This is a genomic window from Pseudonocardia sp. P-1 (genome assembly GCF_058111925.1).
In genome coordinates this window covers 3,555,807-3,573,140 of sequence record NZ_CM176614.1, presented here as the reverse complement: position 1 = coordinate 3,573,140, position 17,334 = coordinate 3,555,807, and the positions used below count along the sequence as shown (strand labels likewise).

Annotated in this window: 21 protein-coding genes; 11 read left to right on the top strand and 10 right to left on the bottom strand. The window is 75.7% G+C overall.

Going from position 1 to position 17,334, the window contains the following annotated elements; genetic code table 11:
* Window positions 1-236: 236 nt before the first annotated feature.
* Entirely contained in the window at window positions 237-1,079 is an 843-nt protein-coding gene (locus AC0GKK_RS17600; RefSeq protein ID WP_489882125.1) for an MOSC domain-containing protein, read from the bottom strand.
* Window positions 1,073-2,176 (bottom strand): LacI family DNA-binding transcriptional regulator, encoded by a 1,104-nt coding sequence (locus tag AC0GKK_RS17595; protein ID WP_208826660.1) that lies wholly within the window; start codon window positions 2,174-2,176, stop codon window positions 1,073-1,075. The genes AC0GKK_RS17600 and AC0GKK_RS17595 overlap by 7 nt, the downstream gene beginning before the upstream one ends.
* Before the next feature lie 163 nt (window positions 2,177-2,339).
* On the opposite strand from AC0GKK_RS17595, the gene AC0GKK_RS17590 reads away from it, so the two are divergent.
* Genes AC0GKK_RS17590 through AC0GKK_RS17580 form a run of 3 tightly spaced genes read left to right on the top strand, consistent with a single transcriptional unit; the run spans window position 2,340 to window position 5,045 of the window.
* On the top strand, window positions 2,340-3,353 hold the full coding sequence (locus AC0GKK_RS17590) for a metal ABC transporter solute-binding protein, Zn/Mn family (protein ID WP_489882124.1): 1,014 nt from the start codon (window positions 2,340-2,342) through the stop codon (window positions 3,351-3,353).
* Window position 3,354: 1 nt separating this feature from the next.
* A complete protein-coding gene (locus AC0GKK_RS17585) occupies window positions 3,355-4,191 on the top strand; it encodes a metal ABC transporter ATP-binding protein (RefSeq protein WP_489882123.1) in 837 nt (278 codons plus the stop codon).
* Between the two features lie 8 nt (window positions 4,192-4,199).
* A complete protein-coding gene (locus AC0GKK_RS17580) occupies window positions 4,200-5,045 on the top strand; it encodes a metal ABC transporter permease (protein WP_405421664.1) in 846 nt (281 codons plus the stop codon).
* A gap of 77 nt (window positions 5,046-5,122) precedes the next feature.
* Here AC0GKK_RS17580 and rlmB read toward each other — a convergent pair whose 3' ends face one another.
* Window positions 5,123-6,097, bottom strand: a complete 975-nt coding sequence (gene rlmB, locus AC0GKK_RS17575; protein WP_062398410.1) for a 23S rRNA (guanosine(2251)-2'-O)-methyltransferase RlmB — start codon at window positions 6,095-6,097, stop codon at window positions 5,123-5,125.
* 14 nt (window positions 6,098-6,111) lie between these two features.
* Window positions 6,112-7,503 carry a cysteine--tRNA ligase gene (cysS, locus tag AC0GKK_RS17570; protein WP_100878902.1) on the bottom strand — a complete coding sequence of 464 codons (1,392 nt, stop codon included), beginning with the start codon at window positions 7,501-7,503 and terminating at the stop codon, window positions 6,112-6,114.
* A 67-nt stretch (window positions 7,504-7,570) separates the two neighbouring features.
* Here cysS and AC0GKK_RS17565 point away from each other — a divergent pair, with 67 nt between their 5' ends.
* A complete protein-coding gene (locus AC0GKK_RS17565) occupies window positions 7,571-7,990 on the top strand; it encodes a VOC family protein (protein ID WP_489882122.1) in 420 nt (139 codons plus the stop codon).
* Here the strand turns inward: AC0GKK_RS17565 and ispF are convergent.
* From ispF to AC0GKK_RS17550, 3 genes are read right to left on the bottom strand one after another with little or no spacing between them, the layout of a single operon-like run.
* Complete coding sequence (gene ispF, locus AC0GKK_RS17560; protein ID WP_405421226.1) at window positions 7,987-8,454, bottom strand: 2-C-methyl-D-erythritol 2,4-cyclodiphosphate synthase; 468 nt, start codon at window positions 8,452-8,454, stop codon at window positions 7,987-7,989. The genes AC0GKK_RS17565 and ispF overlap by 4 nt on opposite strands.
* Complete coding sequence (gene ispD / locus AC0GKK_RS17555) at window positions 8,451-9,167, bottom strand: 2-C-methyl-D-erythritol 4-phosphate cytidylyltransferase (protein ID WP_405421224.1); 717 nt, start codon at window positions 9,165-9,167, stop codon at window positions 8,451-8,453. Before ispD ends, ispF begins: the two co-directional genes overlap by 4 nt.
* Before the next feature lie 5 nt (window positions 9,168-9,172).
* A complete protein-coding gene (locus tag AC0GKK_RS17550; RefSeq protein WP_020625956.1) occupies window positions 9,173-9,664 on the bottom strand; it encodes a CarD family transcriptional regulator in 492 nt (163 codons plus the stop codon).
* Window positions 9,665-10,007: 343 nt separating this feature from the next.
* On the opposite strand from AC0GKK_RS17550, the gene AC0GKK_RS17545 reads away from it, so the two are divergent.
* Window positions 10,008-10,745 carry a copper chaperone PCu(A)C gene (locus tag AC0GKK_RS17545; RefSeq protein ID WP_405421222.1) on the top strand — a complete coding sequence of 246 codons (738 nt, stop codon included), beginning with the start codon at window positions 10,008-10,010 and terminating at the stop codon, window positions 10,743-10,745.
* Window positions 10,742-12,121 carry a DNA repair protein RadA gene (gene radA / locus AC0GKK_RS17540; protein WP_075309695.1) on the top strand — a complete coding sequence of 460 codons (1,380 nt, stop codon included), beginning with the start codon at window positions 10,742-10,744 and terminating at the stop codon, window positions 12,119-12,121. Before AC0GKK_RS17545 ends, radA begins: the two co-directional genes overlap by 4 nt.
* A 3-nt stretch (window positions 12,122-12,124) precedes the next feature.
* Here the strand turns inward: radA and AC0GKK_RS17535 are convergent, their stop codons facing one another.
* A complete protein-coding gene (locus AC0GKK_RS17535) occupies window positions 12,125-12,961 on the bottom strand; it encodes a hypothetical protein (protein WP_476652989.1) in 837 nt (278 codons plus the stop codon).
* A 423-nt stretch (window positions 12,962-13,384) separates the two neighbouring features.
* On the opposite strand from AC0GKK_RS17535, the gene AC0GKK_RS17530 reads away from it, so the two are divergent.
* Both AC0GKK_RS17530 and AC0GKK_RS17525 read left to right on the top strand, forming a co-directional pair.
* Entirely contained in the window at window positions 13,385-14,248 is an 864-nt protein-coding gene (locus AC0GKK_RS17530; protein WP_489882121.1) for an HhH-GPD family protein, read from the top strand.
* A gap of 11 nt (window positions 14,249-14,259) precedes the next feature.
* Complete coding sequence (locus tag AC0GKK_RS17525; RefSeq protein WP_251783608.1) at window positions 14,260-14,760, top strand: 2'-5' RNA ligase family protein; 501 nt, start codon at window positions 14,260-14,262, stop codon at window positions 14,758-14,760.
* Here AC0GKK_RS17525 and AC0GKK_RS17520 read toward each other — a convergent pair.
* Complete coding sequence (locus AC0GKK_RS17520) at window positions 14,747-14,941, bottom strand: hypothetical protein (protein WP_405421218.1); 195 nt, start codon at window positions 14,939-14,941, stop codon at window positions 14,747-14,749. The genes AC0GKK_RS17525 and AC0GKK_RS17520 overlap by 14 nt on opposite strands.
* A gap of 189 nt (window positions 14,942-15,130) precedes the next feature.
* Between AC0GKK_RS17520 and AC0GKK_RS17515 the strand changes: the two genes are divergently transcribed.
* The 3 genes from AC0GKK_RS17515 (at window position 15,131) to AC0GKK_RS17505 (ending at window position 16,654) form a co-directional block, all read left to right on the top strand.
* On the top strand, window positions 15,131-15,484 hold the full coding sequence (locus AC0GKK_RS17515) for an MmcQ/YjbR family DNA-binding protein (RefSeq protein ID WP_489882120.1): 354 nt from the start codon (window positions 15,131-15,133) through the stop codon (window positions 15,482-15,484).
* A gap of 10 nt (window positions 15,485-15,494) precedes the next feature.
* The gene (locus tag AC0GKK_RS17510; protein ID WP_379674622.1) at window positions 15,495-15,812 is read left to right on the top strand and encodes an antibiotic biosynthesis monooxygenase family protein; all 318 of its coding nucleotides are present in this window, start codon (window positions 15,495-15,497) and stop codon (window positions 15,810-15,812) included.
* A 101-nt stretch (window positions 15,813-15,913) separates the two neighbouring features.
* A complete protein-coding gene (locus tag AC0GKK_RS17505) occupies window positions 15,914-16,654 on the top strand; it encodes an SIR2 family NAD-dependent protein deacylase (RefSeq protein ID WP_357545084.1) in 741 nt (246 codons plus the stop codon).
* Between the two features lie 45 nt (window positions 16,655-16,699).
* On the opposite strand, the gene AC0GKK_RS17500 is transcribed toward AC0GKK_RS17505, so the two are convergent.
* Window positions 16,700-17,284: a cysteine hydrolase family protein gene (locus tag AC0GKK_RS17500; RefSeq protein WP_179761641.1), complete on the bottom strand. Its 585-nt coding sequence runs from the start codon at window positions 17,282-17,284 to the stop codon at window positions 16,700-16,702.
* Window positions 17,285-17,334: the final 50 nt, after the last annotated feature.

Genomic DNA, 17,334 nt, shown 5'->3' with positions numbered 1-17,334 from the left:
CGGACGTCCGGGAGGCGGGGCGGCACGACACGTGGCGGCCCGGCCCCGGGACGCGACGCGGGAGGCGGCATCGGTGGGCGCCGCCCGGCGGGGCCCGGGGGCGGTGGTGGCGGACGGCGACGTGGGTCGCGCTCGTCGTTCAGCGCAACCTCCCCCTCGCCCCGGTCCGGCCACCCGGACGGGCGACCCGAACCCGACGATACCGACGGGGCGGGAGGAACCGTGGCCGGTCCGGGTCAGCGCGGCGGGCCGCAGGCCGGGTCGACGGCGTCGAGCACCTCGACCTCGTCGCCGACGGCGATCTCGGCGCCCGGGTCGTCCGGGATCAGGTTGACCCCGAACCACACCTTGCCGTCGAACCGCCGGTGCCGGGCCAGGGTCGCCATCGGCTCGCGGCCCTTGACGGCCGTGTCCGGGTCGACGGTGGTGAGCACGCAGCGGGCGCAGCCCTTGGCCACCCGGAACTCCGCGGCGCCGATCCGGATGCGCCGCCAGCCGTCCTCGGCCCAGGCCGGTGCGCCGTCGACGACGGCGTTCGGCCGGAACCGGGTCATCGGCAGCGGCGCCTCGGCCGCGTTCGGGCCGTCGGCGACCAGAGCGTCCAGCGCGTGCAGCGAGGCGGTGGAGGCGAGCAGCAGCGGATAGCCGTCGGCATAGGAGACGCGGTCGTCGTCGAGGGAGAAGTCGGGGTCGGGACGGCGCCGGGCCGGGTCGTCGAGGTGGATCAGCCGCACCGGGTCGCCGAGCAGCTCGGAGAACCAGGCGTCGGCCGCCGGGCCGGCCGGGACGCCCGCGGTGTCCCAGCGGTGCACGCGGGCCGGCACCGGCTCGCCGTCGGACACGGGGACGGTGAGCGGCGGCAGCCCCGGTCCGGTCAGGCGGAGCCCGTCGGCGGCGGGGGTGGGCGCGACGAGCACGAGCCGCGGGTGGGTGCGCGCGGTGACCACGGCGCCGTCGTCGCGGACCAGCATCCAGCGCCGGTCCCCGGCGAGACCGGCCCGTTCGACGACGGCGCGGGCGACGTCCGCGCCCCGGCAGGACTTGACCGGGTAGCGGCGCAGCCCCGTCAGGCTCACCATCCGGAGAAGAACTCCCCGGACTGGCGCAGCCCGCGGGTGGTCGTACCGACGATCAGCTCGGTCGGGAGCGTGACGTGCTCGGGGACGTGGCGGTCGCCGCGTTCGAGCAGCAGCCGTCCGGCCTCGAGGCCCTTCTCCCGGAACGGCTGGCGGACCGTGGTCAGGCCGACGCGCTCGGCCTCGGGCACGCCGTCGAACCCGGCGACCGAGAGGTCCTCGGGCACCCTTAGGCCGCGGTCGCGGGCCTCGCGCAGCGCGCCGAGGGCGAGGATGTCGGAGGTGCACACCAGCGCGGTGATCCCGGGGTGGGAGTCCAGCAGGGTGGCGGCGCCGTCCGCGCCGGCGTCGAGGGAGTGCTCGAACCGCTCGATGACCGGGACGTCGGCCCAGTCGACACCGGCCTCGGCGAGCGCCGCGCGCAGCCCGGCGAGGCGCTCGCGCTGCACGGCGTAGGAGCTGCCCTCCTGCCGGGCGACGTCGGCCCTGCCGTCGTGCCGGTGCGAGGACAGGCGCATGCAGAGCACACCGACGCGGCGGTGGCCGAGCTCGACGAGGTGCCGCCCGAGCGCGAGGGTCCCGGCGCGGTCGTCGACGCCGACGCGGTCCACCCCGGTGATCCCGGTGGGCTGGTCGCAGACGACCGTCGGCACCGGGCGCTGCAGGACGGCCCGGAAGTGCGGGTCGTCCTCGCTGACCGAGTAGACGACGAAGCCGTCGACCCCGGCCTGGTAGACGGAGTCGACGTCGGAGTGCTCGGGGCTGACCGGGATCAGCAGCAGACCGGTGCCCGCCTTCTCGCAGGCCAGCGCGAGCCCCTCCAGGAAGCCGGTGGCGCCCGGGTCGCGGAAGGCGTAGCTGAGCGCCTCGGTCAGCAGCAGGCCCACCGCTCCGGCACGCCGGGTGCGCAGCGAGCGGGCGACCGGGTCCGGGCCCGGGTAGCCGAGCCGCCGGGCCGCCTCCAGGACGCGCTCGCGCAGCGGCGCGGACAGCTGGTCGGGGCGGTTGTAGGCGTTCGACACGGTCGTCCGGGAGACCCCGAGCTCGGCGGCCAGCGACGCGAGCGTCGCCGGGCGCCGCGGGTGCTGGGGGCCGGTCATTCCCCGAACGGTAGCGGCGCGGTCACGCACGTGAAAGTCCGCCCCGACCGGCCACGACGGGATCACACGCCGCGCGCGTTCCGGGCTCCCCGTACAGCGGTAGAGTGAATCTGAGAACGATTTCCAATAAATCTATGCCGATATGTTGATGGGAGTTCCGTCCGTGTCCCGATCCCCGCTCCGCCCGGCCGCGCTCGTGGCCGGGCTGGCCGCACTCGCCCTGGGTCTGACCGCCTGCGGCTCCGGCCAGGTCGACGCCCCCACCAGCGCCGACACCCCGCAGGTGAAGATCGTCGCCTCCACCGACGCCTGGGGCGCAGTCGCCCGCGCCGTGGGCGGCAACTACGCCAGGGTCGAGTCGGTCATCAGCTCCCCCGACGTCGACCCGCACGGCTACGAGCCGACCCCGCAGAACGCGGCGACCGTCGGCGAGGCCCAGCTGCTGGTCATGAACGGCGGCGGCTACGACGCGTTCATGACCGACCTCGTCGCCGCGTCCGGCAACACGGCACCGCTGGTGGACGCCGTCGAGGTCTCCGGCATCGAGGGGGCCCAGGAGGCCGCCGCCGACGACCACGGCCACGACCACGCCGCCGGGGCCACCCCCGAGCCCGCGGGCGAGGCGGACCACGAGCACGAGCACGGCTCGTTCAACGAGCACGTCTGGTACGACCCGGCCGCGGTCGGCCGCGTCGCCGAGCAGCTCGCCGACCAGCTCGGCCGCATCGACCCGAGCGCCGCGGAGTACTTCCGCACCAACGCCCAGACCCTCGAGGGCGGCGTCGCCCAGCTGACGTCGAAGGCCACCGAGATCGGCCGCGCGCACCCGGGGGCCCGGGTCGCCGTCACCGAGCCGGTGCCCGCCTACCTGCTGCAGGCCGCCGGGATCGCGAACGCGACCCCGCAGGAGTTCTCCTCGGCCGTCGAGGAGGGCACCGACCCGCCGGCCGCCGTCGTCGCGCAGATGCTGGGGCTGTTCACCGCGCAGCCGCCGGTCGACGCGCTGGTCCTCAACAGCCAGACGACCTCGCCGACCACCGACCAGGTCCGCGACGCCGCCCAGAAGGCAGGCGTCCCGGTGGTCCAGATGTCGGAGACGCTGCCCGCGGGCACCACCGACTGGGTGCAGTGGATGAACGCCAACCTGGACGAGCTCTCCGCGGCGCTGAACCGCTGACATGGGTTCCTCGCAACAGTCCGCGTTGTCGCTGCGCGGGGCGGGCCTCCGGTTCGGGGACCGGACCCTCTGGTCCGGCCTCGACCTGGACGTCGCACCCGGCGAGTTCGTCGCCGTCCTCGGCCCGAACGGCTCCGGCAAGACGACGCTGATGCGCGTCCTGCTGGGGCTGCTCCCGCTCTCCGACGGCACCGTGACCGTCGGCGGGCACACCCCGCGGCGCGGCAGCCCGGAGATCGGCTACGTCCCGCAGCAGCAGCCGCTCGACCCGGACCTGCCGCTGCGGGGGCGCGACCTCGTCGGCCTCGGGCTCGACGGGCACCGCTTCGGTCTCGGCCTGGGCCGGCGACGCGAGCGGCGCGAGCGCGTCGACCGCGCGCTCGCCCAGGTCGGCGGCACCGGGTACGCCGACGCCCCCGTGGGGCGGCTGTCCGGCGGCGAGCAGCAGCGGCTGCGGGTCGCGCAGGCACTCGTCGGGGACCCGGCGGTGCTGCTGTGCGACGAACCCCTGCTCAGCCTGGACCTGTCCCACCAGCGGATCGTGACCCGGCTGATCGACGAGCGCCGCCGCGCCGCGGGCACCGCGGTGCTGTTCGTGACCCACGAGATCAACCCGGTGCTGCCGCTGGTGGACCGGGTCCTCTACCTCGTCGACGGCCGGTTCTCGATCGGCACCACCGACGAGGTCATGACCTCGGCGACGCTGTCGCGGCTCTACCGCACCGACGTCGACGTGCTGCGGGTCCGCGACCGGCTGGTCGTCGTCGGGGCCGAGGACTCCCCGGTCACCCGGGACGAGCACGCCGAGCACGGCGTCGCGGTCGGGGGTGGCGCGTGACCGAGTTCCTGGCCCGGATCCTCGACCTGTCCGGCACCGGCACGCTGCTGGGCTACCCGTTCGTCCGCAACGCGCTCATCGCCTGCGCGGTGCTCGGGCTGGTCGCCGGGCTGCTCGCCCCGCTGATCGTCAGCCGCGGGATGGCCTTCGCCGTGCACGGCACCGCCGAGCTGGCCTTCACCGGGGCCGCGGCCGGGCTGCTGCTCGGCGTCGCCGTCGGGGTGGGGGCGGTGGTGGGCGCCGTCGTCGCCGCGGTGATCTTCGGTGTGCTGGGCCTGCGCCAACGCGAGCGGGACTCCGCGATCGGCGTGGTGATGGCGTTCGGGCTCGGCCTGGGCGTGCTGTTCCTGGCCCTCTACGACGGCCGCTCCTCCAACCGGTTCGGCCTGCTGACCGGCTCCATCGTGTCGGTCGACCAGCAGAACCTGTGGGTGCTGGGGGCCGTCGCCGTCGTCGTTCTCGCGACCCTGGCGCTGCTCTACCGGCCGCTGCTGTTCGCCAGCACCGACCCCGACGTCGCGCTGGCGCGCGGCGTGCCCGTCCGCGCGCTGACCCTGGTGTTCGGCGTGCTGATCGGCCTGGTGACGGCACTGGCCGTGCCGATCGTCGGGGCGATCCTGGTGCTGTCGGTGCTGATCGTGCCCGGCGCCGCGGCGAACCGGGTCACCGCGAACCCGTTGCTGGCGACCGTCCTCGCGATCGTCATCGCGGAGGTCGCGCTGGTCGGCGGGACGATCCTGTCGCTGGCGCCGGGGCTGCCGATCTCGGCCTACGTGGCGACCATCGGGTTCGTCGCCTACCTGCTGTGCCGGCTGGTGGGCCGCCTCCGCGGCCGGGGCCCGGTCCGCGCCTGACCCCCCGGTCGCACGAACGGGCCCCTCGTACGAAAGGTTCGTACGAGGGGCCCGTTCGTGCAGGGAGGGGGGTCCGCTCAGCGGCCGACGCGACGGCGGCGGGCCACCTCGGCCAGAACGACGCCGGTGGCGACCGAGGCGTTCAGGGACTCCACGCGGCCGGCCAGGGGGATCGAGACGGTCACGTCGCAGGTCTCGCGGACCAGCCGGGACAGGCCCTTGCCCTCCGACCCGGTGACGATCACCAGCGGCCCGGAGGCCAGGTCGAAGTCGTCGAGGGAGACGTCGCCGTCGGCGGCCAGACCGGCGACCATCAGCCCGGCGGAGGCGTACTCCTGCAGCGTGCGGGTCAGGTTCGTCGCGCGCGCGACCGGGACCCGGGCCGCGGTGCCCGCCGAGGTCCGCCAGGCCACCGCGGTCATGCCCGCGGCGCGCCGCTGCGGCACGACGACGCCGTGGCCGCCGAACGCACCCACCGACCGGACGACCGCACCCAGGTTGCGCGGGTCGGTCACCCCGTCCAGGGCGACGGCCAGTGCCGGGCGCCCGGAGTGCGACGCGGCCTCGAGCACCTCGTCGGGGTGGGCGTAGGCGTACGGCGGCACCTGCAGGGCGAGGCCCTGGTGCAGCGCTCCCCCGCTGATCCGGTCGAGGTCGTTGCGCGGCACCTCCAGGATGGAGATGCCCCGCTCCGCAGCCAGCGCGACGGCCTCGGTGACGCGGTCGTCGGCGGACATGCCGGTGGCCACCTGCAGCGCCGTCGCCGGGACGCCGGCCCGCAGGCACTCGACGACCGGGTTGCGGCCGAGCACGGTCTCCGGGGTCTCCCCGTCACCGCGACGGCCCGCGACCGGGCGTCGGCGCTGCTGCTGGTCCTGGGCTGCGCGGCGCGCGGCCGCCCTCGCCTTCGGGTGGCCGGGTCGCATCTCGCCGGGCGGGGTCGGGCCCTTGCCCTTCAGTGCGCGCCGGGGCTGGCCGCCGGATCCGACGACCATGCCCTTCTTGGTGCCTTCCTTACGGATCGCACCGCGGCGCTTGGAATTGCCTGCCATGAGTTCTACGAGTCCTAGTTGTCTTTGAGAGTCCAGGTGGAGCCGTCGGCGCCGTCCTCGACGGCGATCCCGGCGGCGAGCAGCTCATCGCGGAGCCGGTCCGCGGTGGCGAAGTCGCGCTCGGCGCGCGCGGCCCGGCGGCGCTCGAGCATCGTCTCCACCAGGGTGCCCAGCGCCTGCCGGGCGGCGTCGCCCGACTCCTCGGCCACGCCGCCGGCTGCCAGCGGGTCCAGGCCGAGCACCTCGGTCGTCGCACGGACCGCGGACGCGGCCCGCAGCGCGCCGGTGACGTCCCCGGCGTCGAGGGCGGTGTTGCCCTCGCGCACCAGGGTGTGCACGGTGCCGAGCGCGAGCGGGGTGCCCAGGTCGTCGTCGAGTGCGGCGGTGAACGCGCCGGGCAGCTCCGCCGCGACCTCGGGCAGGCCGTGCCGCTCGCGCACCCGGTGCACGAACGACTCGATCCGCCGGTACGCGGCGACGGCCTCGTCCAGCGCGGCGTCGGAGTACTCGATCGCCGACCGGTAGTGCGGGCCGACCAGGTAGTAGCGCAGCTCGGCCGGGCGGACCCGCTCGAGCAGGTTCTCGATCGCCAGGGTGTTCCCCAGCGACTTCGACATCTTCTCCCCGCCCATGGTCACCCAGGCGTTGTGCAGCCAGAACCGGGCGAACCCGTCCCCGGCCGCGTGGCTCTGGGCGCGCTCGTTCTCGTGGTGCGGGAACACCAGGTCCAGGCCGCCGCCGTGGATGTCGAACTCCGGGCCGAGGTAGGCGGTCGCCATCGCCGAGCACTCCAGGTGCCAGCCGGGACGGCCGTTCCCCCAGGGGGTGGGCCAGCTCGGCTCGCCGGGCTTGGCGGCCTTCCACAGCGTGAAGTCCAGTGCGTCGCGCTTGGCGCCGCCCTCGCCCTCGCCCTGGTGGACGTCGTCGACGCGCTGGCCGGACAGCGCGCCGTAGTCGGGCAGCGTGCGCACGGCGAAGTACACGTCGCCGCCCGCGGCGTAGGCGTGACCGCGCTCGATCAGCCGCTCGATCAGCTCGACCATCTGCGTGATGTGCCCGGTCGCCCGGGGCTCCACCGACGGCGGCAGGCAGCCCAGCGCGTCGTACGCGGCGGTGAAGGCCCGCTCGTGCGTGGCCGCCCACTCCCACCACGGACGGCCCGCGGCCTGGGCCTTGCGCAGGATCTTGTCGTCGATGTCGGTGACGTTGCGGACCAGCGTGACGTCGTACCCGGACCGGGCCAGCCAGCGACGCAGCACGTCGTAGTTCAGGCCCGAGCGGACGTGGCCGATGTGCGGCAGACCCTGCACCGTCGCCCCACAGACGTACATCGACACTGCTCCGGCCCGCAGCGGCGTGAACGCACGCTGCTCCCTGGTCGCTGAGTCGAGAAGTCTGAGGCTCACGTCACCAGGGTACGGGCCTCCGATTCGTCCACTACACGGGCGGTGCGGACGGGGCAAGGTGTCGGCCATGGGTGTTCAGCGGATGTACCCGCGGCTGGTCGTGCACGACGCCGACGCCGCGATCGACTTCTACCGCGCCGCGTTCGGCGCGCAGCTCGTGGAGCGCTACACCGACGGCTCCGGCGCCGTGGTGCACGCCCTGCTGCGGGCCGGCGGCGCGGAGTGGGCCGTCAAGGACGGCGACGACGTCGACCCCCCGCCGTCGGGGCCCGGCGGGGTGATCCTGGCCCTGGAGGCCGACGACCCGGACGCGGTCGCCACGGCGATGGTGGAGCACGGCGGCCGGGTGCTGTTCCCGGTGACCGACCACGACTACGGGCAGCGCGGCGGCCGGCTCGCCGACCCGTTCGGCCACGCCTGGATGGTGGCGGCCCACGCCGACGACCTCACCCCGGAGCAGGTCCAGGAGCGGACCGGGCGTCTCTAGCCCGCGGGCAGCAGCAGCGCCGTCGCGACGGCGGCGCGGCCCTCGCCGCGCCCGGTCAGCCCCAGCCCGTCGGTCGTCGTGCCGGACACCGACACCGGGCCGCCGACCACCTCCGAGAGCACCCGTTCGGCCTCGGCCCGGCGCTTCCCGATCTTCGGGTCGTTCCCGATCACCTGGACGGCGGCGTTGCCGACGGTCCAGCCGTCGCGAGTGAGCAGGCGGCGGACCTCGGCGAGCAGGGTCGCCCCGCTCGCACCCGTCCACTCCGGACGGCCGGTGCCGAACACCGCGCCCAGGTCGCCCAGCCCCGCCGCGGACAGCAGGGCGTCGCACAGGGCGTGTGCGGCGACGTCGCCGTCGGAGTGCCCGGCGCAGCCGTCGGTCCCGGGCCACAGCAGACCCGCGACCCAGCAGTCGCGGCCCGGCTCGACCGGGTGCACGTCGGTACCGATCCCGACCCTCATGCGTGTTCCTCGTGCTCGATGACGCGGCCCGCCCCGGCGAGCAGCAGTTCGGCGATGCGCAGGTCCCACGCGGTGGTGACCTTGAACGCGAGCGGGTCCCCGGCGACGGTGGTGACCGGGTCGCCGAGCGCCTCGACCAGCCCGGCGTCGTCGGTGCGGGGGTCGGGTGTGCCCGCGTGGGCGCGGCGCAGGTCGGCCGCGCGGAACCCCTGCGGTGTCTGCACCGCACGCAGCTCGGAACGGTCCACGGTGGACACGACGGTCCCGGCGCCGTCGACCCGCTTGATCGTGTCGGCCACGGGGAGCACCGGGATCACGGCGGGCGCACCTGCGCGCACGGCCTCGACCACCCGGCGGACGACGTCGGGTGGTGTGAGCGGGCGCGCGGCGTCGTGCACCAGCACGACCTCGGCGTCCGTCCCGGTGGCAACGAGACCCGCCGCGACGGAGGCGGTGCGGTCGGCACCGCCGGCGACGACGGTCGCCGGGCGTCCGGGCAGCATGGCGGCGGCGGCGTCCACCTGGTCCGCGGGGACGACGACCACCACGTGTCCGACGACGTCGGACGCGAGAAGGCCGTCGACCGCGCGTACCAGCATGGGAACCCCGGCCAGTCCGACGAACGCCTTGGGCACACCTGCACCCAGACGCACCCCGGAACCGGCCGCGGGAAGCACCGCGACGACACCCGCCCCGGAGGACGGTCCGTGCACGCCGGTCAGGCGTTCGCGGTGGCGAGCACCTCGTCGAGCAGGACCTCGGCCCGCTCCTCGTCGGTGCCCTCGGCCAGCGCGAGCTCACTGACCAGTATCTGCCTCGCCTTGGCCAGCATCCGCTTCTCACCGGCGGACAGGCCCCGGTCCTTCTCCCGCCGCCAGAGGTCGCGGACGACCTCGGCGACCTTGTTCACGTCACCGGACGTGAGCTTCTCCCAGTTCGCCTTGTACCGGCGCGACCAGTTCGTGGGCTCCTCGGTGTGCGGCGCGCGCAACACCTCGAAGACCCGATCCAGTCCCTCCTGGCCCACGACGTCACGAACACCGACCACCTCGACGTTGTCGGCGGGGATGCGCACCGTCAGATCGCCCTGCTGGACCTTCAGGACGAGGTACTGCACTTCCTCGCCCTTGATCGTCCGGGTCTCGATCGCCTCGATGAGCGCGGCACCGTGGTGCGGGTAGACGACGGTCTCTCCGACCTTGAAAACCATGTGTCCTCTGGCCCCTTTCGCTGGGTCCAGATTAACACGTCGCCCGGGCGGGACGGTGACCGGCTTTCACCGTCGTCGCAGGTCAGGGGGTTGACAACGGCGGAGGAACGTGTTCCCCGCGGGCGTGGCGCCCATCCGGACCGGCCCGGCCACGTGCCGGTCGCCGCCGCGTCACGTCCCGGACCACCGGGTCTGCCGCCCCGCCGTCCGGCGGGGACGCGGTCGTCACACCCGGGTGCCCGACCGCGCAACGCGCCGGAGCGCGCGACTAGGCTGCCCCCGACAGACCCAGCATGTGCGCCGGGGGCACTTCGGGGCACCGGCAAGGAAGGACACGACGACCGTGAGCCGCACCCGCCGTTCCGCCCGGACCCTGGCCGGGGTCGCCGGCGCCGTCGCCCTGACCGGCCTGCTGATCAGCGGCTGTGGAGCCGGGCAGATCGCGCAGACCGCAGAGCAGGTCGCCGCCGTCAACGGCGCCAACGCCACGGTCGGCTCGGTCGACCTGCGTGACGTCCAGGTCGCCTACCCGACCACGCCCGCGGGCCCGGACGCGCTCTACCGCCAGGGCGGCGCCGCACCGCTCGTCGCCACCCTGGTCAACACCGGCTCGGTCGCCGACCGCCTGGTCTCGGTCACCTCGCCGGCCGCCGCGTCGGTGCAGATCCAGGGCGACGCGACCATGCCGCAGGACGTCGCGCTGGTCTCGCCGGGCAACCTGCAGCTGGCCCCCACCAACGCCAAGCGCGTGCAGCTCGTCGCCGAGGGTCTGACCCGTCCGGTCCCCTCCGGCGCGCAGCTCCCGATGACGTTCGTGTTCGAGAAGGCCGGCTCGGTGACCCTCACCGTCCCGACCGGCGTGCCGACCGTCGAGGGTTCCCCCGGGCACGCCCCGGAGCGCGCGTCGTTCGCCGACGGCGAGGAGGGCGCCAACGGCGCCGAGACCGGCGTCAACTCCGAGACCGGTGGCCAGGCCGAGGCCCCGCCGGTGGACCGGCCGAACCCGGTCCCGGCCGGTGAGGGCGCCCCCGTCGCGCCCGGCAACGAGGGCAGCGGCGCCGGCGGCGCCGCCGGCAACTGACCCCCCGGTCCCGCGCCGCCCGCTCGGGCGGCTACCGCTGCACGGAGTGCGACCACCGCACGGCGCAGTGGGTGGGGCGCTGTCCGGGCTGCCAGGCCTGGGGGTCGCTCGAGCAGGTCGAGCCGGTGCGCACCGGCGGGGGCGGCCGGACCGTCGTCGCGGGGGCGCCCAGCACCCCGGCCCGGCGGATCGCCGAGGTGGAGCTGGACTCCGCCCGGGCCCGGCCGACCGGGGTCGACGAGCTGGACCGGGTCCTCGGTGGCGGGCTCGTCCCGGGCGCGGTGGTGCTGCTGGCCGGTGAGCCGGGCGTCGGGAAGTCCACGCTGCTCCTGGAGGTCGCCGCACAGGCCGCCGCCCGGTCCCGGGTCCTCTACGTCTCCGGTGAGGAGTCCGCGGGCCAGGTCCGCTTGCGCGCCGAGCGCACCGGCGGTGTCCACGACGAGCTCTACCTCGCCGCCGAGTCCGACCTCGAGTCGGTGCTCGGCCACGTCGACGCGCTGCGGCCGTCGCTGCTGGTGGTGGACTCCATCCAGACCATGTCCACCGCCTCGGTCGACGGCAGCCCCGGCGGGGTGACCCAGACCCGTGCCGTCACCGTGGGACTGACCGCGCTGGCGAAGGAACGCGGCCTGGCCGTGCTGCTCGTCGGCCACGTCACCAAGGACGGCGGCATCGCAGGTCCGCGGGTGCTGGAGCACCTGGTCGACGTGGTGCTGCACTTCGAAGGCGACAAGCACTCGGCGCTGCGGATGGTCCGCGGGGTGAAGAACCGGTTCGGTCCGGCCGACGAGGTCGGCTGCTTCGAGCTGCGCGACTCCGGCATCGTCGGTCTCGCCGACCCCTCGGGGCTGTTCCTCGGCCGGTTCGGCCAGGGCGCCGACGCGGTGCAGCCGGGGACCGCGGTGACCGTCGTGATGGACGGGCGACGGCCGCTGCTGGCCGAGGTGCAGGCGCTCGTCGCGGGGGCGAACATCCCGAGCCCGCGCCGGGCGGTGACCGGGCTGGACTCGTCGCGGGTGCCGATGCTGCTCGCCGTCGTCGAACGGCGGGGCGGGCTCAAGCTGCACGACGCCGAGGTCTACACCGCCACCGTCGGCGGGATGCGGATCACCGAGCCGGCGGCCGACCTCGCGATCGCGCTGGCGGTCGTCTCGGCGAAGCGGGACGCGGCGCTGCCCGCGGACCTCGTCGTGCTGGGCGAGCTCGGGCTGGCCGGCGAGCTGCGCCGGGTGCACGGGGTGGACCGGCGCCTCGCGGAGGCCGCACGGCTGGGCTTCACCCGGGCGATCGTCCCCACCGGGGCCGAGGTCGGGCGGACCGGGATGCAGATCACCGAGGCGTCGTCGCTGCGCGAGATCATGGCCCGCATCCGCTGAGCCTCAGCTCATGAGCAGCGGGGCGGGCTCGCTCACGACCCGGTCGAGCCGGGCCAGCACCCGGTAGCCGCCCGGGCCCACCCGGGTGCGCTCGCCCGCACAGCCGGGCTCGGAGGCGAGCCCGGTCCAGGTCACGGCGAAGGCCACCGGCTGGCCGGGCACCAGGGTGCGCAGGTCGTCCGACGACGGGTTGGAGCAGTCGTTGGACGACCAGAGCTTGGTCGCCCCGTCGCCGCTCCAGACGGCGATCTCCTGCTGGGCGCCGTCGAGGTCGCGCACGCAGGGCTGGCCGGAGACGTTGGTGACGACCAGCCGCAGCTCGGGCCGCGCGCCGGAGGGGTAGGTCGGCTGCCCGGTCTCGGCACGCACCTCGATCATCGCGTCGGTGCAGGGCACCGGACCGGTCGGCGGGGAGGGTGCGGACTGCGGCACCTGCACGGACGGGCGTGGTGTGTCGTCGGGGCGGACCGTCTCGTCCGCCGGGCCCGCGTTCGGGGTCGCGGGCCCGGCGGACGTCCCCGCCGCGGCGGCCGGCGGGGGTCCGGGCGCGGCGGGGTCGGGGAGCGGCACGGACGTGGGTGCCCCCGTCCCCGGGGCTGGGGATGCCGGGGACGGGGACCCCGGGGGCGGCGCGGGTGCGGCCGTCCCCGTGTCCGGTGTGGTCTGCGACGACTGGGGGGTCGTCCGTGCGGCCGTCCCGGCGGGCTCGTCGGAGCCCCGCGGGATCAGCAGCCAGGTGGTGAGCCACAGCAGCGCGAAGAGCGCGAGCAGCGCGACGCCGACCGCGCACGCGCGCCGGCGCCAGTAGACCGACGCCGGCAGGGGACCCACCGGGTGCATGTCACCGACGGTAGATCTCCGGTTACACGAAGTCGCCGCCGCCGCGCCGGGACCGGACATGTCCGGCGAGGTCCACCCGGCGGGGCGACCCGCGCGTCCCGACCGGGTGAGTGCAGTGGCGGAACGGCCGCCCGGGCGCCCCCGGGCCGTCCCGGACGGGGTCGACGACCCGGATCGCCCGACCCCCGGGCGAGTGGCGCACCGACCCACGGTGACCGACATCGTCCGGCGACAGGGCCCGCCCGGTCACCCGCGGCCGGGAACCACCCCGGTCGTGGCGCGCGCCCCGGTGGCGGGCGCGGTAGGGACCGTGATCCCCGCGCCGACGCCCGGGACGGCCGCGGGCGACGCCGACGGTGCCCGGTCCGTGATCACGGCGGGGCCGTCGCCGGGGGCCCGGCCGGGGCGCGGGACACTGGGACGGTGGTGGCCGACCTGATCTTCCCGTGGTTCCGGGCGCACGCCCGCGACCTGCCGTGGCGGCGCCCGGAGACCACGCCGTGGGGAGTGCTGGTCAGCGAGTTCATGCTCCAGCAGACCCCGGTCGCCCGGGTCGAACCGGTCTGGCGGGACTGGATGGAGCGCTGGCCGGCGCCGTCGTCGCTGGCCGCCGCGCCGCGCGCGGACGTGCTGCGGGCCTGGGGCAAGCTCGGCTACCCGCGCCGCGCCATCCGGCTGCACGACGCGGCCGCGGCGATCGCCACCCAGCACGGCGACGCCGTCCCCTCCGACGTCGAGGCACTCGAGGCCCTGCCCGGTGTCGGCTCCTACACGGCGCGGGCGGTGGCGGCGTTCGGCTTCGGGCTGCGCGCCGCCGTCGTCGACACCAACGTCCGCCGGGTCGTGGCCCGCGCGGTGCACGGTCAGGGCGACGCCGGACCGGCCCGCACCCGGGCCGACCTGGCCGACGTGGACGCACTGCTGCCCGACGACGACGCCGAGGCCGCCGTCGTCTCGGCCGGGCTGATGGAGCTGGGCGCGGTCGTCTGCACCGCCCGCTCGCCGCGCTGCGCGGACTGCCCGGTCGCGGCCCGCTGCGCCTGGGTGGCGGCCGGCAGGCCCGCCTACGACGGCCCGCGCAAGCCGGTCCAGGGCTTCGCCGGCACCGACCGGCAGGTACGCGGCAAGCTCATGGACGTGCTGCGCACCGCGCACGGGCCGGTCGAGCGGGCCGCGCTGGACGCCGTCTGGTCCGACGCGGGCCAGCGCGACCGGTGCCTGCACTCGCTGCTGGTCGACGGCCTGGCCGAGCAGACCGACGACGGCCGCTTCGCCCTCCCCGTCTGAGCGGGGGACCGATGCCCAGCACCGTCCGCTTCCGGCTCGACGACGACGGCGCCGCCGCGCTCACCGCGCTGCGCGACCGGCTCGCCGCGGCCGGGATCCCGGTCGCGGCCGGCACGCCGCACGTCACCGTCGCCGCGGCGGGCACGGTCCCGCCGCCCGCCGTGCGGGAGCTGACCGCCCAGCTGCGCCTGGTCGCGCTGCCGGTGCTGTGGCTGGCCGGTCTCGGCTCGGTCGGCCCGGACGCGCCGGACGCGCTGGCGCTGACCGCCGTCACCGACCCCGAGGTGCTGGCCGTGCACACGGCGGTGCACGACGCGCTGGCCGGGCGGGTGCGGGGCGCGCACGCCGCGCACCTGCCGGGTTCCTGGCTGCCGCACGTGGTGCTGGCGACCGGGCGGCCCGCCGAGGCGTTCGCGCGGCTGCACCCGGTCGAGCCGGTGCGGGCGCGGATCACCGCCGTCGAGCTGCACGACTCGCGCACCGGGGAGACGGTGGCCCTCAGCGCGGGCTGAGCCCCGCGAGGGCCTGCTCGACCAGCGCCTCCACCATGGGGGTGAGCGGCCCGCGGCGGTCGGCCGGGATCGCACACCAGCGCAGGACGGCCCCGAGGTAGCCGTCGAACAGGAGGTCGGCGGCGACGTCCGGGTCGGTGGCCGGGTCGGTCCCCCGCCGTCGCGGCCCCGCTCGATCCACTCCGCCGGCCGCCGGGCCGCGGTCGTCCGGTGCCGGACCGGCCCGGGCGCGGCGAGCCAGCCGAGCATCATCTGTCCGGTCCCGTCCGGGTCGGTTGTACCGGCCGGGGTCGGAGCCCGCGCGGCTGGTCGTATACCTGCACGGCGGCGGCCCGTCCCCTGTGGTGCGCCCCGACCCTAGGCTCGCCCCGTGGCGGACGAACAGGACGTGCGGCGGATCGCGCTCGCCCTCGACGGCGTCGTCGAGAACCCGAGTGAGGGGTTCGACTTCCGGGTGCGCGGCAAGGGCTTCGTGTGGTCCTGGCCGGAGCGGGTGCCCGGGAGACGACAGGTGATCAGGACCGACGTCGCCGTGCTGTACGTCGGCGACGAGGCGGAGAAACAGGCCCTGCTGCTCGGCGAGCCCGACCTGTTCTTCACCGACGCCGGGCACGCGCCGTGGCCCCTGGTGCTCCTCCGCCTGGACCAGGTGGACGACGACCGGCTGGCCGAGCTGGTCGGTGACGCGTGGCACATGCGCGTCGACGAGGCCGGGCGGGGATAACGTGGCGGACATGGCCATTGTGAAGATCAACGCGATCGAGGTCCCGGAGAACGCGGGCCCCGAGCTGGAGAAGCGGTTCGCGAACCGCCTGCACGCCGTCGACGGGCAGCCCGGCTTCCTCGGGTTCGAGCTGCTGCGCCCCGTCTCCGGCGACGACCGGTACTTCGTCGTGACCCGCTGGGAGACCGAGGCCGACTTCCAGGCGTGGCGCGCGGGCCCGGCCGCCGAGGCGCACGCCGGTCAGCGCTCGCCGCAGCCGGTCGCCAAGGGCGCGTCACTGCTGGAGTTCGAGGTCGTCGACCTGCAGCAGATCGCGGCGGGGTCCTGATCGACGCCCGCGAGGTCGCTGCGGCCTTCTCCGACGAGATCGCCGCGGCGGCCCGCCTGGTCCGCGACGCGGACGCCCTGCTAGTCACCGCGGGTGCCGGGATGGGCGTCGACTCCGGGCTGCCGGACTTCCGCGGCGGCGAGGGCTTCTGGCGGGCCTACCCGCCCTACGCCCGCCTCGGCCTGCGCTTCGAGGAGCTGGCCGATCCCGCGCACTTCGCCGACGACCCGGCGCTGGCCTGGGGCTTCTACGGCCACCGCCTGCACCTCTACCGGGACACCGTGCCGCACCCGGGGTTCGCGGTGCTGCGCCGCTGGGCCGGCCGGGTGCCCTCGAACGTGTTCACCTCGAACGTCGACGGCCAGTTCCAGCGGGCCGGCTTCGCCCCGGACGACGTCGCCGAGGTGCACGGCTCCATCCACCACCTGCAGTGCCTGCGGCTCTGCGGTCACGGCGTGTGGCCCGCCGACGGCGTCGAGGTGCCGGTCGACGAGGCCACCATGCGTGCCGTCGGCGAGCTGCCCCGCTGCCCGGGCTGCGGCGGCATCGCCCGTCCGGCGATCCTGATGTTCGGCGACGGCGGCTGGGACGACACGCACGCCGCGACGGCGCTGCAGCGGCACGTGGACTGGCTGGCGGCGCACCGGACCGGTGTGGTCGTCGTCGAGCTGGGGGCGGGCGGTGCGCTGCCCACGGTGCGTCGGCGCTCGGAGCTCGCCTCGGCCGCGACCGGCGCGCTGGTGCGGATCAACGTCCGCGAGCCGCAGGTGCGCCACGGCCGCGGCGTCGGCATCGCGGCCCCCGCGGCCGCGACGCTCGCCGCGATCGACGCCGCCCTCTGACCCACCCGCCCCGCGCACCTGCGTGCCGCGGGGCGGGGGCAGGGCTCAGGAGGGGACGGCCTTCTGGTCCGGGACGACGATCGCGGGCAGGTCGGCGAGCCCGGCCAGCGCCGCGTCGTGGACCTCGGACGCCGGGACGGTGCCGTGCACGCCGGGCAGGGCCCGGGTGGCCGTGGCCGCCGCGACGACGGTCGGCACGTAGCCGCCGGAGAACGCGCTGCGCGCGGTGGAGTTCACGCACATGTGCGTCATGAACCCGGCGAGCACCAGGTCCTGGTAGCCCTCCAGCAGCTCCGCCAGCCCGGTGTGGACGAACGCGCTGGGGAAGTTCTTGGTCACCACGGCCTCGCCGTCGCGCGGGGCGACCGAGTCGTGGATGGCGCCGATCGGCGCGGTGACGTCGTACGGGCTCCCCTCGCCGGCGTCGTGCCGGATGTGGATGATCCGGGACCCGGCGGAGCGGGCGCGGTCGAGCAGCTCGGCCGCCTCCCCGAGGGCCGGCTCGACGTTCTCCAGCCGCATCACGCCCTCGGTGTAGGTGTTCTGCAGGTCGATCATGATGAGTGCGGATCGGGACAGCGGGGCCGGTTCCGCCGGCAGGCCCATCAGTCCGCGCAGGGTGTGCGTCATCGGTGCTCCTCGGGCGGGGACGACCACGGCCCGGGACGGTCGTCCCGGGC

Excerpts from the sequence above, each read along its gene's own strand:
- AC0GKK_RS17505 (WP_357545084.1), top strand. The coding sequence starts at position 15,914 with ATGGGCGTCGACTCCGGGCTGCCGGACTTCCGCGGCGGCGAGGGCTTC.
- AC0GKK_RS17585 (WP_489882123.1), top strand. The coding sequence starts at position 3,355 with ATGGGTTCCTCGCAACAGTCCGCGTTGTCGCTGCGCGGGGCGGGCCTC.
- AC0GKK_RS17535 (WP_476652989.1), bottom strand. The coding sequence starts at position 12,961 with ATGCACCCGGTGGGTCCCCTGCCGGCGTCGGTCTACTGGCGCCGGCGC.
- AC0GKK_RS17525 (WP_251783608.1), top strand. The coding sequence starts at position 14,260 with ATGCCCAGCACCGTCCGCTTCCGGCTCGACGACGACGGCGCCGCCGCG.
- AC0GKK_RS17595 (WP_208826660.1), bottom strand. The coding sequence starts at position 2,176 with ATGACCGGCCCCCAGCACCCGCGGCGCCCGGCGACGCTCGCGTCGCTG.
- AC0GKK_RS17500 (WP_179761641.1), bottom strand. The coding sequence starts at position 17,284 with ATGACGCACACCCTGCGCGGACTGATGGGCCTGCCGGCGGAACCGGCC.
- ispF (WP_405421226.1), bottom strand. The coding sequence starts at position 8,454 with ATGAGGGTCGGGATCGGTACCGACGTGCACCCGGTCGAGCCGGGCCGC.
- AC0GKK_RS17510 (WP_379674622.1), top strand. The coding sequence starts at position 15,495 with ATGGCCATTGTGAAGATCAACGCGATCGAGGTCCCGGAGAACGCGGGC.
- AC0GKK_RS17600 (WP_489882125.1), bottom strand. The coding sequence starts at position 1,079 with ATGGTGAGCCTGACGGGGCTGCGCCGCTACCCGGTCAAGTCCTGCCGG.
- AC0GKK_RS17565 (WP_489882122.1), top strand. The coding sequence starts at position 7,571 with ATGGGTGTTCAGCGGATGTACCCGCGGCTGGTCGTGCACGACGCCGAC.
- rlmB (WP_062398410.1), bottom strand. The coding sequence starts at position 6,097 with ATGGCAGGCAATTCCAAGCGCCGCGGTGCGATCCGTAAGGAAGGCACC.
- AC0GKK_RS17550 (WP_020625956.1), bottom strand. The coding sequence starts at position 9,664 with ATGGTTTTCAAGGTCGGAGAGACCGTCGTCTACCCGCACCACGGTGCC.